Origin of the sequence: Duganella sp. CT11-25, from assembly GCF_047302815.1 — a bacterium.
Taxonomy (GTDB): Bacteria; Pseudomonadota; Gammaproteobacteria; order Burkholderiales; family Burkholderiaceae_D; genus Rugamonas.
On sequence record NZ_JBKBFD010000001.1, the window covers coordinates 3,234,213 to 3,249,497 of the forward strand.

General features: G+C 62.9%; 11 protein-coding genes. 3 read left to right on the forward strand and 8 right to left on the reverse strand.

The window, feature by feature from the left end:
* Positions 1 to 30 precede the first annotated feature (30 nt).
* Positions 31 to 330 carry a colicin immunity domain-containing protein gene (locus ACEN9F_RS13865; RefSeq protein WP_413420604.1) on the reverse strand — a complete coding sequence of 100 codons (300 nt, stop codon included), beginning with the start codon at positions 328 to 330 and terminating at the stop codon, positions 31 to 33.
* 277 nt (positions 331 to 607) lie between these two features.
* Between ACEN9F_RS13865 and ACEN9F_RS13870 the strand changes: the two genes are divergently transcribed.
* On the forward strand, positions 608 to 2,197 hold the full coding sequence (locus ACEN9F_RS13870) for a hypothetical protein (protein ID WP_413420605.1): 1,590 nt from the start codon (positions 608 to 610) through the stop codon (positions 2,195 to 2,197).
* Here ACEN9F_RS13870 and ACEN9F_RS13875 read toward each other — a convergent pair.
* Together ACEN9F_RS13875 and ACEN9F_RS13880 are read right to left on the reverse strand one after the other, a co-directional pair.
* The gene (locus tag ACEN9F_RS13875; protein WP_413420606.1) at positions 2,178 to 2,849 is read right to left on the reverse strand and encodes a hypothetical protein; all 672 of its coding nucleotides are present in this window, start codon (positions 2,847 to 2,849) and stop codon (positions 2,178 to 2,180) included. The genes ACEN9F_RS13870 and ACEN9F_RS13875 overlap by 20 nt on opposite strands.
* Positions 2,846 to 3,712 carry a 3-keto-5-aminohexanoate cleavage protein gene (locus ACEN9F_RS13880; protein ID WP_413420607.1) on the reverse strand — a complete coding sequence of 289 codons (867 nt, stop codon included), beginning with the start codon at positions 3,710 to 3,712 and terminating at the stop codon, positions 2,846 to 2,848. Before ACEN9F_RS13880 ends, ACEN9F_RS13875 begins: the two co-directional genes overlap by 4 nt.
* Positions 3,713 to 3,840: 128 nt before the next feature.
* Here ACEN9F_RS13880 and ACEN9F_RS13885 point away from each other — a divergent pair, with 128 nt between their 5' ends.
* Together ACEN9F_RS13885 and ACEN9F_RS13890 are read left to right on the forward strand one after the other, a co-directional pair.
* Positions 3,841 to 4,728, forward strand: a complete 888-nt coding sequence (locus tag ACEN9F_RS13885) for a sulfurtransferase (RefSeq protein ID WP_413420608.1) — start codon at positions 3,841 to 3,843, stop codon at positions 4,726 to 4,728.
* A 41-nt stretch (positions 4,729 to 4,769) separates the two neighbouring features.
* Positions 4,770 to 5,903 carry an acyltransferase family protein gene (locus ACEN9F_RS13890; RefSeq protein ID WP_413420609.1) on the forward strand — a complete coding sequence of 378 codons (1,134 nt, stop codon included), beginning with the start codon at positions 4,770 to 4,772 and terminating at the stop codon, positions 5,901 to 5,903.
* Position 5,904: 1 nt separating this feature from the next.
* Here the strand turns inward: ACEN9F_RS13890 and ACEN9F_RS13895 are convergent, their stop codons facing one another.
* The 5 genes from ACEN9F_RS13895 to ACEN9F_RS13915 all read right to left on the reverse strand — a co-directional run bounded on the left by ACEN9F_RS13895 (position 5,905) and on the right by ACEN9F_RS13915 (position 15,207).
* Positions 5,905 to 7,248: a TolC family outer membrane protein gene (locus tag ACEN9F_RS13895; RefSeq protein WP_413420610.1), complete on the reverse strand. Its 1,344-nt coding sequence runs from the start codon at positions 7,246 to 7,248 to the stop codon at positions 5,905 to 5,907.
* Position 7,249: 1 nt separating this feature from the next.
* The gene (locus tag ACEN9F_RS13900; protein WP_413420611.1) at positions 7,250 to 8,611 is read right to left on the reverse strand and encodes an HlyD family type I secretion periplasmic adaptor subunit; all 1,362 of its coding nucleotides are present in this window, start codon (positions 8,609 to 8,611) and stop codon (positions 7,250 to 7,252) included.
* A 3-nt stretch (positions 8,612 to 8,614) separates the two neighbouring features.
* The gene (locus ACEN9F_RS13905; protein ID WP_413420612.1) at positions 8,615 to 10,498 is read right to left on the reverse strand and encodes a type I secretion system permease/ATPase; all 1,884 of its coding nucleotides are present in this window, start codon (positions 10,496 to 10,498) and stop codon (positions 8,615 to 8,617) included.
* A gap of 289 nt (positions 10,499 to 10,787) precedes the next feature.
* A complete protein-coding gene (locus ACEN9F_RS13910; RefSeq protein WP_413420613.1) occupies positions 10,788 to 13,535 on the reverse strand; it encodes a DUF4214 domain-containing protein in 2,748 nt (915 codons plus the stop codon).
* 325 nt (positions 13,536 to 13,860) lie between these two features.
* Positions 13,861 to 15,207 (reverse strand): FecR domain-containing protein, encoded by a 1,347-nt coding sequence (locus ACEN9F_RS13915; protein WP_413420614.1) that lies wholly within the window; start codon positions 15,205 to 15,207, stop codon positions 13,861 to 13,863.
* Positions 15,208 to 15,285 lie beyond the last annotated feature (78 nt).

Consider the following 15,285-nt stretch of genomic DNA (forward strand, 5'->3'; position numbering starts at 1 on the left):
TGCGGCGGCCCGGACCGAGAATCTGATTTGCTACGCGGTCCGTCGATGCGCGCGCCACACCTGCATCCGGCGCAAAACATCTCTTGCTTTGGCTTCCAATCCTTGGTGGTCCAGATAAAAGCCTGGGTTCTCAGCTAAAAGTTCAGGATCGTCGGTAAAAGAGTCGACGTCACCAAAAAGTTCGTCAAGCAGCAGGAAGAGCGGTTCATCCAGTTGTTCAGTTTCATTCAGAAACCGCTCCATAAAAGTAGCGCTAAACTCCTGCAGGGATACCCTATGGTCCAGGAATGCCTCTATCAAATCAACATACATCTCAAATACCTTATTCATTCTGCCCCTCCCCCCAACCTGCCTGTACTGAGCACACACCGAAGTTGCTGCGGACTCAACCGCCAAGCCGAAAGATAGTCTCCATTTGGCAAACGCATCACAGATCGGTCTTCATTGGTATCCATTTGACATCATCCATGACGATGCGGTTCAAATGAATATGATGCGGCGAGAGCGCATCTTCATAATGACACCGCGCAAGGCCAGGAACTCACCAGCATTAGCGCATATAATGCCGGCTCCTGGAACTGATAACGGAAAGCCGCCCGGCCCGAACATGACCTCCTCCAATCAGCAGCACCTGATGCTGAGCGACGCGCTGGACCGGGTCGCGGCCAACCCCACCGCCAGCCATCTGTGGCTCAACCTGACGCAACTGATGCGCGGCATTTCCAGCGCGGAGTTGCTGGCGCGCGTGGTGGACGCGATCGCCGCGCTGGTGCCCGACCACGGCTTGGCCGGCTTCTACCGCGCCGCCGCGCTCGACCTGGCCACGGGCGATCCCGCCCTGCTGCCGCAAGCATGCGCCTGCCTGCGGAGCATCGCGCCGCCGGACCTCGACCGCTGCACCGCCTTCTTCGACCTGACCTGGCAACGCGCGTTGATCTACGCTGACGGCCGGGCAGCGTTCCGCCAGCGCTTGAAGGATATCGGCCTGCCGGAACTGTCGCTGCTGATCGGACGGCAACTGGCGCACCACCAACAGGCGCAAGCGCGCCCGCCCGCCGTCGCGCCAGCAACCAAGCCAGCGCTGCGGCGAGTGGCGCTGATCGCGCCGCACCTGGCCTCGCCCGCACACCCGCCAACGCTGATGGCACTGGACCAGGCGCGCACGCTGATCCAATTCGGCATCGAGGTCAACCTGTTCAGCTGCCAGGAAAGCCTGGTGCCGGATGCGGCCCATCTGCTCGGCACCAGCGCCGGCAATCCGCAGTTGCGGACGGACTTGCAGCCATGGCTCGATGCCGTCGACGCCCCGGTCCGGGTGCACCTGGCCGATCCCCGCCTGTCGCTGCGGCGCCGCTGGCTCGGCATGCTCGAACAGATCGATGCGTTTGCCCCCGACCTGGTGCTGTTTGTCGGGCTGCATTCGGGACTCGTGCCGGCGCTGTACCAGCGCTTTCCGGTGCTGGGCCTGTCCACCAATTCGATCGCGCCCATCGTCCCGACCGATGCGTGGCTGACCGCGCAGGCCACACTGGCCGACAAGGTGTCGCGGCCATGGAGCGAGGCATTTCCGGACACCATGGCCTGCCACCATCCGTTCCGCGTACGGCGCAAAGCCGTCGGTGCGGCGCTGCCGCGTGACAGTCTCGGCCTGGAGGATGACGCCCTGCTGCTGATATCGATAGGCGCGCATCTGCAACTGAAGATCGACGGCGAGTGGGCCCAGCGCATGTGCGCCGCGATGGAACGCCATCCCAAGCTGGTGTGGATACTGCTCGGCGGCGAAGGCAAGCTGCCGCCCGCGCTGGCGGGCCTGGCGCCGGGACGGCTGCGGCTGTATAAACACACGCCGCAAGCGATGCAGTGGCTGGCCGCCAGCGACCTCTACATCCATCCCCCCATCATGGGCGGCGGCTTTTCGGTGGCGGAAGCGATGTCGCTGGGAATTCCGGCACTGGCGCTGGCCGATTCGGACGGCGGCGACAAGGCCGGCGGCCATGCCGTCGCCAGCCTGGACGACTATTTCGCGCAACTCGATGCGCTGGCCGGCGACGCCGCGCTGCGGCGGACATGGGGTCAGCAGATGCGGAACCACTTCGACACCATGCTGGACCTGGCGGCGTCCGGCCCCAGCCTGCTGGCCGCGTGCCAAACCGCGATGCAGCGCTACCGGCAGCGCATCACGGCACCAGGCGCTTGAACCTGGCCGGCACGCCGACCACCAGCGTGCCGCCGTCCACATCGGCGACGGCCACGGCGCCGGCGCCGATGAACGCGCGGTCGCCGACGACCAGGCGCTCGATCAGGGTGGCGCCGATCGCCACCGTCACGCCGCGGCCGATGCGCGACAAGCCGCCGACGTTGGCGCCCGGCTGCACGCGGGAGTAGGCGCCGATGTGCGTGTCATGGCCGATGGTCACGCCACGGTTGACGAACACGTGCTCATCGAGCACGGCGCCCGGGCCGATGATGCTGTTGGCGCCGACAAACACGCCCTGGCCGAGGGTGGCCAGCGGCGAGACATAGGCGGTCGGATGGATCAGGGTCGCGAAGCTTAACCCGAAGCGGCGCGTCAGTTCGAGCGCCAGCTGTTCGCGCTCCGGCGTCGTCGGCCCCAGCAGATAGATTTCACCGTCCACCGGCGCAAACTGCGCCAGCGTCTGCACCTCCGGTGGCGTGCAATGCCGGCTCAGCGCCTGCAACCGCGTCGCCAGGCTCACGCTGCGCTCGCCCTGCTCCTCGGGCAAATGCTCGACCACCTTGGCCAGCCGCAGACCGTTGGCCAGCGCGCAGTCGAACAGGTCCGACAGCATATTGCTGATGCCGAAAATAACCAGTGGCGCGCCCGTCATTGCACAGCCTCCAATCCCAGCAGGCTGCGCGTCTGGGCGGCGCTGGCCAGCGGCCGCCCCAGCGCTGCGGCCTGGGCCGCGACGCGCCGCACCAGCCGCGGGTTGTCCGCCAGTTGGGTGCGCTCGTCATCGAACCACAGGTTGTCCTCCAGCCCGACGCGCACGCCATGTCCCATCACCACGCCCAGCGCATTGGACTGGGCCTGGAAGCGGCCGATCCCACCCAGCGACCAGACCGAGTCCGGCGGCAGCGAGCCGACGATGGCGGCCAGGTGCAGCAGCGTGGATTGCGCCGTGCCCGGATTGCCGAGCAGGATATTGAAATAATACGGCGCCTGTATCAAACCCTTGTCGATCAGCATGTGGGCAATATTGACCATGCCGAGGTCGAACACTTCCAGCTCGGGCTTGATGCCGCGTTCGTGCATGATCTGCGCCAGCCGCGTGATGGTGGCGGGCGCGTTGACGCTGGCGTCGCGCGCAAAATTCATGGAGCCCAGCGTCAAGCTCGCCATGTCGGGCTTCAGCTCGCCCTCCAGAGACAGCGTGGCGGCGCGCCGCTCGACGTCGGCGACCAGCCGGCCGCTGGTGGTGGTGACAATGACGGTGTCCGGCGCGCGCGCCCTGATGCGGCCGATGATGTCGGCATACACGGACAGCTCGTCGGTGGGCGCGCCATCGGCCCCGCGCGCATGCAGGTGTACCATGGACACGCCCTGCGCCACGCAGCGCACCACATCGTCGGCGATTTCCGCCGGCGTGAGCGGGACGAAGGGCGATTGGTCGCGGGTGGGAACCATACCGGTGGGGGCCAGGTTGACAATCAGGGGCTGTTGCAATAAAACCATTATAAAATGCCGCATCAACAATAGGGGAAACCCTTAATCATACCACTCGCGGTCGCCGCCGAGGCCAGCATCGAATGACCGTCAAACAGCCGGCAATAGCGCGTATAATGTCGCCTTTCCCGTTTTTTTCGATCCTGTCCATCATGCACGCTAATACTGCTTTACAAGCTGAAGCGCATGCCGCCGCCCTCGCTGCCGCTGCCGCTCACGTCAACATCGCCGCCTACAAGTTCATCACCTTCGACAACACCGAAGAGATGCGCCCGCTGTACCAGGACATCTGCAAGCGCCTCGACCTGAAGGGCACCATCCTGCTGACGCCGGAGGGCATCAATATGTTCCTGTCCGGCCCGCGCGCGAAGATCGACGAGTTCCTGGCCTGGGTCCGCGGCGACGTCCGCTTCGCCGACCTGGAAGTGAAGGAAAGCTATTCGGCCGAGCAGTCGCACAAGCGCATGCTGGTCAAGATCAAAAAAGAAATCATCACCATGCGCATGCCGCTGATCAAGCCCGAGGAAGGCCGCGCGCCCTTCGTCGACGCGCAGACGCTCAAGCGCTGGCTGGACGCCGGCGTCGACGACAGCGGCAAGCCGGTGGTCATGGTCGATACCCGCAACGATTTCGAAGTCGACGTCGGCACCTTCGACAACACGGTCGACTACCGCATCGCCAAGTTCACCGAATTCCCGCAAGTGATCGCCGACCACAAGGCCGACTTCGACGGCAAGACCGTGGTCACCTTCTGCACCGGCGGCATCCGTTGCGAAAAAGCCGCGATCCACATGCAAAACATCGGCTACGAAAACGTCTACCAGCTCGAAGGCGGCATCCTCAAGTACTTCGAGGAGGTCGGCGGCGACCACTACACCGGCGACTGCTTCGTGTTCGACTACCGTACCGCGCTGAACCCGAAACTGGAACCGACCGAGACCGTGCAGTGCTTCGTCTGCCGTTCGGTGGTGACGCCGCGCCAGCAGCTGTCGCCGGAATATGTCTACGAAAAGTCTTGTCCGCACTGCTATCATAAGTAATCAGCAAGTCTTACTTGCGCCCACAGGACGCCGCGACCCACATGGCCAAACTCGCCTTTGCTCACCAGTTGCGCGGTATCGCGGCGCTGCTGATCGTCATCACCCACTATTTCGGCATTTACTATGGCGCCCAGGGCGTGGTCGCCGGCCTGACCGCCTCGCCCGACCTGCACCTGCAGGCGGCGCCATGGGTCGCGTGGATGGACTTCCCCGTGCTGAAGGGCCCGTTCGGCGTCGCGGTGTTCTTCCTGATCAGCGGCTTCGTGATTCCCTTCAGCCTGCAAAAGAACCGCGCCGGCGCCTTCCTCGCCGCGCGCGCCTGGCGCATCTATCCGACCTATATCGTCTGCCTGGCCATCGGCCTGCTGTGCGTGCACGCCTCGTCGCGCTACTGGAGCGTGCCGCATGCGCTCGAGGCACGCCACGTGCTGATGAACAGCCTGCTGCTACACAACCTGGCATCCATGCCGTCGCTGGACGACATCAACTGGACGCTGGCGATTGAAATCAAGTTCTACCTGCTGGCGGCGCTGTGCTGGCGCGGCTTCGTGCGCAACACGCCGCTGCTGTTCGGCGCGCTCGCGCTGGGCGTGATCGGCCTGAACGCCGTTGTGCCGCTGCTGCCCGACGAGGCCGCGTGGCGCGCCTGGCTGCACGCGCTGTCGGCGCTGGTGGTGGATCTGAATTATGTGTTGTTCATGCTGATCGGCGTGCTGTTCCACCAGCACTACCAGGGCCAGCTGTCGGCCAGCTGGCTGGCGGCCGGCGCGCTGCTGATGCTGGCGGCGTTCGGCGTCGCATGGGGATTGGGCGTGCAGAAAGGACTGTTGCCCATCATCGGCAAATACTATGCGTATGCGCTGGGAGTGTTTGCGCTGTGCTATGCGGCGCGCGGCCATTTCCGCCGCAACGCCGTGCTCGACTTCCTGGCCGATATCAGCTATCCGCTGTATGCGGTGCATGCGCTGGCAGGTTATACGGCGCTCAAGATCCTGATGGACCGGGGCCTGGCGTTCGGTCCGGCGGTCAGCGTGACGCTGGCGCTGGTGCTGGCGCTGTCATGGGTGCTGCATCGTACGGTGGAAACCGCCGCCAGCGAAGTCGGCAAGCGTTGGGCGGCGGCGATCATGCAACGGCGGCCGCGCGGCGAAAACGCCGGGGCCGCCGTCAAATAGCTTAACGGAAGTAGTTCGTCAGCTCGCGCACGTCGTCGGCACCGAGGGTGCCGGCGGCGGCGCGCATCTTCATCGAGGCGACCAGGTAGTTGTAGCGGGCTTGCGCCAGATCGCGCTCGCTGGTGTACAACTGTTGACGCGCATTCAGCAAGTCCAGGTTGATGCGCACGCCACCCTTGATGCTTTGCTCGGTGGCCGTCACCAGCAACCTGCCCGACTCCACGGCCTTGTCCAGCGCCGCGATGCGGGAACGGCTGCTGACCACCGCCAGATACTGCTTGCGCAAGTCGATCAAGACCTTGTCGGTCGTGGCCTGCAATTGGCTGCGCGCCTTTTCCAGTCCGGCAACCGCTTGCCGCGATATCGCGCTGACCTGGCCGCCCGAATACAGCGGCACGTTCAACTGGATACCGATCGCGCGCGCGGTCGATTGCTGGTTGTAGGTATTGAGCGATTCCGCGTTGGCCTTGGTATAGCTGAGCACCATGTCCAGCCGTGGCTTGTGCCCCGCATTGCTCTTGGCCACTTCCTGCTTGGCCGCCTCGATCGAGAAGGCCTGGGCCACCAGTTCCGGATTACGTATCGTCGCGACCCGGCGCAGCTCTTCGTAACCGCCCTCGGGCAGCGGCGCCAGGCGGAACTCGGGCCGCAGCACATCCAGCGAGGTCACGTCCTGGCCCACCAGCGTCGACAGCGTGTGCAAGGTGCTGGTCTGGTTGTCCAGCGCTTCCAGCAACTGCGCTTCGGACAGGTCCAGCCGCGCCTGGGTTTCCAGCATATCGGTCTTGGTGCCTTCGCCCTTGGCGAACAGGTGATCGTTGACGCGCCCCTGCTCGATATACATGTCGCGCTGGATGGTGGCGATGCGCACCTGGTCCTGCGCGAACAGGGCGTCGCAATAGGCGCCGGTGACGCGCAAGATCATTTCCTGCACGCGCGCATCAAACTGCGCCACGTTGTAGTCCGACTGCGCCGAGCCCTGCTTGTACAGCGCCCAGGCTTGTGGCGCGTACAGAGGCTGGCGCAGCGAGACCGAGGCCGAACGGCTGTAGTACTGCGGCGACGACGGGAAGTCGATGCCCGACTGGGTCGTGATCAGATCCGAATTGTTCTTGCTCAGCGAATAGTTGGCCTGCACGTTCGGCAGCAGGTTGGAACGCCCGATAACGCGGTACTCGCGTCCCGCCGTCGCATCCTGCACTGCGGTCTGGAAAGTCGGGTCATTCTGCAGCGCCGCCTCGTAGGCCTGGTTCAGCGTGATGGCCGAGGCATGACCGGCTAGCAGCAGCGCTGCCGCCGCTGCCAGCGCCAGCCTGCGCGGCGCTTTTTGAGTACGCAGCGTCATATCACTCCTCCGCCATCGACGATTTGGCGCGGTCGAACACCGGCTTGAGCAGGTAGCTCATCATGGTGCGTTCGCCGGTCTTGACGAACATTTCCACCGGCATACCGGAACGGATATCGAGCTTCTTGGCGGTGATCAGCCTGGCGCCTTCCGGCGTCACGCGGGCACGCACCTTGTAGTACGGCTGGCCGCTGCGCTCTTCGATGGTGCGGTCGGCCGAGACCTGGATCACAACGCCCGGGATGTGCGGCGTCTTGTTGGTGTTAAAGGCGGAGAATATCAGCTCGACCGGCAAGCCATTGTGTACCTTGTCGACCAGGTTGACGGCCAGTTGGCCCTCGACCACCAGCGCGTCGTCGCTCGGCACGATGTCCATCATGTGCGCACCCGGCGCGACCACGCCGCCGCGGGTGAACACGGTGGTGCCGACCACGACGCCGTCGTCCGGCGCCCGGACGTCGGTGTTGGCCAGCTCGTAGTCCTGGCCCTTGATGCGGGCCGCCAGCGCCTCGGCTTCGCGCTGGGTATCGGACAGCAGCGTCCGCACTTCCTTCTGGTAATCCTGCATGCGCTGCGAGCGGCGCAGCGTCATTTCCAGCACCTGGCTGCGGGTGCGGCCGATGTTGCCGATGTCTTCGGAAATCGCGCCGTTGATCTGCGCATAGGTGCGCTCCACGTCCAGCAGGCGATTGCGGGCGATATAGCCATCGCGGGACAGTTCGCGCATGCCGTCGAGCTGCTCCTGCAGGATGCCGAGCTGCACCTTCTTGCTGTTGCGCGATTCTTCCAGACCCTGGATCTGCGATTTCAGGCCGAGGATATTCTCTTCATAGGCCGACAGTTCGCTGGTCAATCCGCCACGGCGCGATGCGAACAACTGGCGCTGCGTGCCCATCGCCTCGACCACGCGCGGATCGTCCTTGTATTTCTCCAGGTCCGGCGGGAAACTCACCGAGGATGCACCGTCGCGCTCGGCCAGCAGGCGCGCCTCGGTGGCGCGCGAAGCGAAATACTGGGCACGGCTGGTTTCGGCCAGCGAGCCGGCCTGCACGCTGTTCATGCGCACCAGCACCTGGCCCTTCTTGACCTGGTCGCCGTCCTTGACCAGGATGTCCTGGATGGTGCCGCCGCTCTGGTGCTGGATCGTCTTGCGGTTGCCTTCCTTGGCCACGAAGCCGGCCATCGGCACGCCCTTGTCGAGCGGCGCGGTCGCTGCCCACAGCAAGAAGCCGCCGACGCCCAGCGCGATCACGATCCAGCCGAAGCGGCTGTACGAGCGGGCATCGGTGTTGACGGTCAGCGGCGTGACATCGTGGCTGATGACTTCGACCGCTTCCTCTTTTTTAGTGACTAAATTACGCATGGTTTATTCCTGTTCCGTGGTTGCCTTGGCCGCTGCGGCCTCGGCTTGCTGCCGCACGACGGCCTGCTGGTCAGCATCGTTCTGCGCCTGGGTCTGGACCGGGGCTGGAGCGACCTGCGCTTGAGCAGCCTGGGCTTGGGCTTGAGCCTGCGCGGCCTGGGCGTGCGCGGCTTGCGCCTGCTGCTGTTGCAGCTGCGCCTTTTTCTGGTTTTCCGTCAAGGCGTTGAGCACATCGCGGGTCGGGCCGAACATGCTGACCGTGCCATCCGCGATGACCAGCAGCTTGGTGGTGGCGCCGATGACGCTGGTGCGGTGCGTGATCAGCACGATGGTCTTGCCGCGCTGGCGCAGATCGTTGATCGCCTGCAGCAGCGCCGCTTCGCCGACATCGTCCAGGTTGGAATTGGGCTCATCCAGCACGATCAGCGACGGATCGCCATACATCGCGCGGGCCAGGCCCAGGCGCTGCTTCTGGCCGCCGGACAGGCCGGCGCCGCCGTCGCCCAGCATGGTGTCGTAGCCCTTGGGCAAGTGCAGGATCATGTCGTGCACGCCGGCGCGCTGCGCCGCCAGCACCACTTTCTCGGCATCGATCTCGCCGAAACGGCCGATGTTGTCGCTGACGGTGCCGGCGAACAGCTCGATGTCCTGCGGCAGGTAGCCGACGTTCGGTCCCAGCTCGCCCTTGTTCCATTGATAGATATCGGCGCCGTCCAGGCGCACCTTGCCCAACGCGGCCGGCCATACGCCGACCAGCAGGCGGGCCAGCGTCGACTTGCCGCAACCGCTAGGGCCGACCACGCCCAGCACGTCGCCGGCGTTGATGGCGAAGCTCAGGCTGCGCAGCACGGTGACCTGCGAACCTGGCGGCATCGCGGTGACGTTTTCGACGTGGATCGCGCCGGTCGGTTTCGGCAGCGGCATGCCGGCCGGCCGGGCCGGGTTAAGTTCCAGCAGGGCCGTCAGGCGCTGGTAGGCGCTGCGGGTGCTGCCGAAGGTTTTCCAGACGCCGATCACCTGTTGCACCGGCGCCAGCGCGCGGCCGACCAGGATCGAGGCGGCGATCATCATGCCGGGGGTAATCTTGCCTTCCACCGCCAGCAGCGCGCCAAAGCCCAGCACCAGCGATTGCAGCGAGGTTTGCACGAACTTGGTCACGGCCGAAATCTTACCGGCCTTTTCGCTGGCTTCCGCCTGCAGGTGCAGGAACTTGCCATGCAGCTTGAACCAGCGGCCGATCAGGTTGGGCAGCATGCCCATCGATTCGATCACTTCGGCGTTGCGCAGGTTGTTCGAGGCCATGGTGCTGGAGGCGATCGCCATGGTGTTGGCTTCGGCCAGCGGCTGGCGCGTCGTGCGCTCGTTGATGTAGGCCAGCAGCACCAGGATCGCCGTGCCGCCCAGCGCGAACAGGCCCAGCGACGGCTCGAAGAAGAAGATCACGATCAGGTAGACCGGGAACCATGGCGCGTCGAAGAAGGCGAACAGCGCGTTGCCGGTCAGGAACTGGCGGATGTTGGTCAGGTCTTGCAGCGCCTGGCCGGCATTGCCGCCGGCTTTCTTCAGGTTCTGCTCGAAGGCGGCGGTGTACACGCGCTTGTTGAGCTCCATGTCGAAACGGGCGCCGACGCGCACCAGCACGAAGCTGCGCGCCAGTTCCAGCAGGCTCATGATGGCGTAGGCGCCCAGCATCATCAGCGTCAGCATCAGCAGCGTGATCTCGTTGCGGCTTTGCAACACACGGTCATACACCTGCAGCATGTACAGCGAGGGGGCGAGCATCAACAGGTTGCTGACGGCGCTGAAGCAGCCGACCGTCATAAAGGTGCTCTTGAAGCTGAGCAGCGCCTGTTCGATCTCGTTTTTAGGTTTGAGGAAATTTTTCATGTATAGGCATGCGCAGTGCAGTGTTGTAAGGCATGGAACAGCGGGAGACGCGACATTATCGCTCAATTAGGGCGGAAAATGTGATCCACATCACATTTTCGAAGATTAACACACGAAAATTTCTTTTTCCATCACTTATTGGTCACGGTGGCTTACGGTTAGGTTAGTTTGGCGCAAAAAAACAAAAAGCCAAGCGTGCGCTTGGCTTTTTGTGCGGCGGGAAGGCGATGTTCGCCCTTCCCGCCAGTCTGATACATTCCCCGGCCAAGGCCAGGGAAGCACTTGGGGATTAGCCCAGAGCGACGACCAGAGCGTCCAGGTTGACGGTACCAACCAGCTTGACCAGGATGTCGGCTGCGTCGACTTTACCTTGGTCAACACCAGGAGCAGCACCAACGTCGTGGTAGACGTAGGTGTCGCCGCCGAAGGCGAACACAACGGTACCGTTGACGTGAGCAGCTGCGAAGTCCTTCAGAGCCAGATCGATGTCGGTCTGGGTCGTGGTGACTTTGGTTGCGGTGGTGGCACCGGTCACGGCCAGCGTATCGCTAGCGCCAACAACCAGGGCGGTACCAGCAGCGTTCAGCACCAGGTTCAGGCCCGACAGCGAGTCCACTTTACCGTAGGTCGAGGAAGCGGCACCGAAGGTGATGGTGTCGATACCCGAACCCAGTTTGATGGTTTCAACTGCGGTGTTGGTGGTGGTGTAGGTCAGGCCCAGGGTTGCATCGCCCTTGGTGTGGCCGTCGGCGGTCACGGTGTAGGTGCTGCCCAGACCCGACGCATCAACGGTTACCAATTTGGTAGTGTCAACGTTGACCACGGTAGCCGAACCGCTGCCCGACAGGGTCAGGGTAGCCAGGTTGCCCAGCGCGGCCAGCGCGGTGTTGCCCGACAGAGCATTAACACCAGCGCCGGTGGTGATAGCAACGTTAGCTTGGTTGTCGTGCAGGGTAACGCCGTCTTGTGCATCGATACCGTTGTTCACGGTAACAACAGCAGTTTTCACGTCGCCGGTCAGGGTCACGTCGGTCGAAACCAGGGTTGCGTCGACGGCAGTGTTGACTGCTTTAACGGTCAGGTTGACGGTGTCAGCACGTGCAACAACGGTCGAAGCGGTAGCGTCGACGTTGTCGGTGACGTTCAGCGTGCCAGCGTAGGTGGTGCTGGTCGCGCCGCCTGCGCCTTTAGCGACGTAGCCGGCAGCCGAAGCGGTCACCGAGGTAGCAGCGGTGCCAACAACGATAGCCTGGGCAGCAGCAACGCTCTTAACGAACGATGCGCCTGCATCGAAGGTGAAGGTGCTGTAGCCAGCCAGTTTCGATGCGTCCAGAGCGATTTCGGTCAGCAGAGCGGTACCAACAGCGCCTTCAGCCGTGGTCAGTTCCAGCGATTCGAAGTTCTTGATCACTTTGGTCAGAACGATGAAGTCATCGGCAACGCGAGCGGTGGTCGAGCCAGCCACTGCAACGGTATCGGTGCCGTCGCCGCCATCGATCACGTCGGTGGTTGCCAGGGCGGTACCCAGGATGGTGACGGAGTCGTCGCCAGCGCCGCCGGTGATCGACAGAGCAGCGCCAGCCACTTTGGTGACGGTGATGGTGTCGTCGCCTGCGCCTGCATCGACGGTGGTCAGTGCGGTACCGGTGGTCAACACGGTGATCGTGTCGTCGCCTGCGCCGGTGCTGACGGTTGCGTTTTTAGCAGCGACCGAACCAGCAGCTGCTGCGGTAGCGAACGAAATCTTCACGGTGTCATCGCCACCAGCGGTGCTGATGTTCTGCACGGTTGCAGCCGCGTCGGAGACGTCCAGTGCGTTGGAGCCGGTCGAAACGATCGAGGTCAGCGCAGCCAGGGCAGCAACTTCAACGATAGCGTCGGACTTCAGGTTCAGGTTCAGGGTTGCAACCTTGGCACCGGTGTTGGTCAGGGTGATGGTGCCTGGACCGCCAGCGCCGTCGTCGGCGTTGGTGCCCGACAGGTTCAGCGTGGTCGACTTGACGTTTTTGGTGTCGATGGTCAGGCCATCACCAACGTTGGTCAGGGCAACGGTTGCCGAAGCAGCGTTGAAGTCAGCGGTGATGGTGTTGGCTGCATCGTAGCCAGCGCCAACGCCCAGGGTCTTGCCAGCCAGACCGGTAACGGTCACGGCGCCAGCAGCGCTCTGGATGTTGATGTTGGTCGAACCTTGGTATTTCGATGCGTCGATGGTACCAGCAACCGCACCCAGCACATCAGCGCCGGAGATGTTGATGATTTCAACATTCTTGATGGTGCCAACTTGCAGGTTATTGAAAGGACCGCCCGTGCCGCCAACTTCCAGGTTCAGGGTGTCGATGCCAGCGCCGCCGTCGATCGAATCGTTTGCGCTCAGGGTGGCGCCGTCGGTGCCGTCAGCTTTGGTGCCGCTGGCGTACACGTTGATGATGTCGTTGCCGTTGGTGCCGACGATGGTGTCGATAGCAACGGTGGTAGCGAACGAGCTGCCGGTGTTGTTCTGGCCGTCGTGCGCGGCGGTAGCGGCGGTCGAGACAGCCAACAGTGCGTCGTCGGTGGTCGCTGCTGCCAGGTTGGTTGGGTTGGTGATGCCTTTCAGCCAATCGCTGGCGACGGCGTTAGCAGCTGCGCCGCTGTAGCCAACGATTTCAGCGCTGGTATTCAGCGAGGTGGTGAACGTGGTCGCCGCGGTGATTTTGCTTTGAATAGCAATTTTGTCGTCGTTTTGCGCGCCTTGCAGGATCTGGAAAGCGATGTTACCGGCGGTCACATAGCCCTTGTTCAGAGCGTCGGCCCAGAACAGCAGACCGGTTGGCTCTGGAGCGCGGCCGAACAGGTTTTGGTAGATGATGCTGACGATTTCAGCAGGCTGTTTGCCGGCGTAGATCGAGGTGTATTCTGGCGAAGCGGCGAAAGCGGCGCCGATCGAGGCAACCGTCAGGTTCGGGGAAGTCTGGTAAAACTGCAGGCCCACAGGATCAGCAGGACGGTTGAAGTAAGCGATGTACAGAGATTGGATATCGGCGGTGCTGATAGTCATTTAGAACTCCTAAAGGTCGTTTCAATAAGTTTCAAACTGCAGAGGTTTGAAGCTCTGATGCTTGCAGTGCTACGGCAGCCATAATGGCAGAAGGCCCTTGTTCATTTATGTGACGGTCGTCACACAAAACAACAAAAACCTCTCTTCTTTCATAAAAAAGCCACGAAATAAGCCCGCGCTGCATTATGTAAGAAGACATCATGGAAATCAATATAAAATTATCAGATAAGCAACGCTAGATTTTATGCTTATCCACTTTTAATATAAATACAAAAAGGGCGGATACAAAGATCCGCCCTTTCTTTATTTTTTATTAATAACGCGCTTATTTGCGCCAGTAAGTCACGCCGTTCACCACGCGCCGCTCGTCCAGCCGCGAACTGAATATATAAGCGGCGCTGCCACCGTTCTCATTACTCAGCGCACCGCTGACCGCCATATTGGTCGGAGCCTGGAACTGGCCATTGCCGGTCAAGATACCGTCCTTGGAAACAGTGCCCTCGGCCTGCAACTGATATCGGCCGCCTGGACTCAGCAAGTCAAACGAGGTAGTAAAAGCGGCCTTGCCGAAATCGACATTCAATTTGCCGTTTTCCAGCGACGCCAACGAATTCACATGCGTGGTCTCGTTCAGTATGTAGGCCTCGCTCTGCGCCAGCGAGAAACCGATGCTGCCCTGCGCCGGCGACTGCCAGGTCTCACCCGGTGTGCGGAACAATGCGTAATAACTATTGCGGCCGATTTCCTGCGCGCCCGCGTTCAGTACCTGGATGCTATCGACGGTGGCAGCCGCATTCGCCACTTTCTGCCAGCGTCCCCATACCAGCTGGCTTTGCACCACCGGCACGACCACCACCGGCTCATCCGGCGGCGCCACCACGGTCGGCGGCGGCAAGGTCGGCGTGTTGGTCAACTTCACGGCGGCCTGTGTCAGCAGGTTTTCGGTTTTTTTCGGATCGAGGCTGACATCGCCCGTCACCGGCGTGCCGGTGCCCTTGCCGATCGGCTCGTCGCTGCGCGGCGGCGCCACGGCATCGGGCGCCAGCGCGCTGCCGGCCGTGCTCAGCAGTTGTGGCGCCGGCTGGCCTTTGCGTACTTGCAACATCTGCCCGGCCTGCGTGGCCGCCAGTTCGCGGCTGGCCGCCTGCTCGCACGGGCCGCTGCCGCCCGGCATGCAGGCGCCGCCGAAGCCGCTGACCACGATGGCGCCGGAGATCACCGTCACGCGCGAGGTCTCGGCGTCGGTCGACACGGTAAAGTCGGTGCCGCGCACGCCGATCGCCGCGACCGGGGTGTTGAAGCGGAAGTTCTGGCGCGCCAGCTTGACTGCGTCGCCGGAAACGCTGCGCGCCACGCCGGACAGCAGTTCGAACTTGATCTGGGTGTTGGCCGGATTGACCTTGTCGACATGGTAGGTGACGATGCGCGCGCGGCTCGACGGGCGCAGGATCAGCAAGCCGTTGTCGACGGTTTTCAGATAGGTGGTGCCTTGCGTGCCGGTGACGATCTCGTCGCCTTCCTGCACCGCGTCGCCTATCGCCAGCGCGCGGCCGCCGGTATGTACCTGGCCGGTGACGAAGACGATCCGCGCAGCCTCGCCCGCATGGGCGACGGACGCCAGGCCCAGCAGGCCAATGGCCAGCCAGCGCCGCGCGCCAGTCAAAGTAAGCAAAGCTGAAATTGGGGACAACATATTAATACTCCTTTTTTTCCCATTGTCCGCTTTATACGCCATAATACTGTGACGGCC

Excerpts from the sequence above, each read along its gene's own strand:
- ACEN9F_RS13865 (WP_413420604.1), bottom strand. The coding sequence starts at position 330 with ATGAATAAGGTATTTGAGATGTATGTTGATTTGATAGAGGCATTCCTG.
- ACEN9F_RS13870 (WP_413420605.1), top strand. The coding sequence starts at position 608 with ATGACCTCCTCCAATCAGCAGCACCTGATGCTGAGCGACGCGCTGGAC.
- ACEN9F_RS13875 (WP_413420606.1), bottom strand. The coding sequence starts at position 2,849 with ATGACGGGCGCGCCACTGGTTATTTTCGGCATCAGCAATATGCTGTCG.
- ACEN9F_RS13880 (WP_413420607.1), bottom strand. The coding sequence starts at position 3,712 with ATGCGGCATTTTATAATGGTTTTATTGCAACAGCCCCTGATTGTCAAC.
- ACEN9F_RS13885 (WP_413420608.1), top strand. The coding sequence starts at position 3,841 with ATGCACGCTAATACTGCTTTACAAGCTGAAGCGCATGCCGCCGCCCTC.
- ACEN9F_RS13890 (WP_413420609.1), top strand. The coding sequence starts at position 4,770 with ATGGCCAAACTCGCCTTTGCTCACCAGTTGCGCGGTATCGCGGCGCTG.
- ACEN9F_RS13895 (WP_413420610.1), bottom strand. The coding sequence starts at position 7,248 with ATGACGCTGCGTACTCAAAAAGCGCCGCGCAGGCTGGCGCTGGCAGCG.
- ACEN9F_RS13900 (WP_413420611.1), bottom strand. The coding sequence starts at position 8,611 with ATGCGTAATTTAGTCACTAAAAAAGAGGAAGCGGTCGAAGTCATCAGC.
- ACEN9F_RS13905 (WP_413420612.1), bottom strand. The coding sequence starts at position 10,498 with ATGAAAAATTTCCTCAAACCTAAAAACGAGATCGAACAGGCGCTGCTC.
- ACEN9F_RS13910 (WP_413420613.1), bottom strand. The coding sequence starts at position 13,535 with ATGACTATCAGCACCGCCGATATCCAATCTCTGTACATCGCTTACTTC.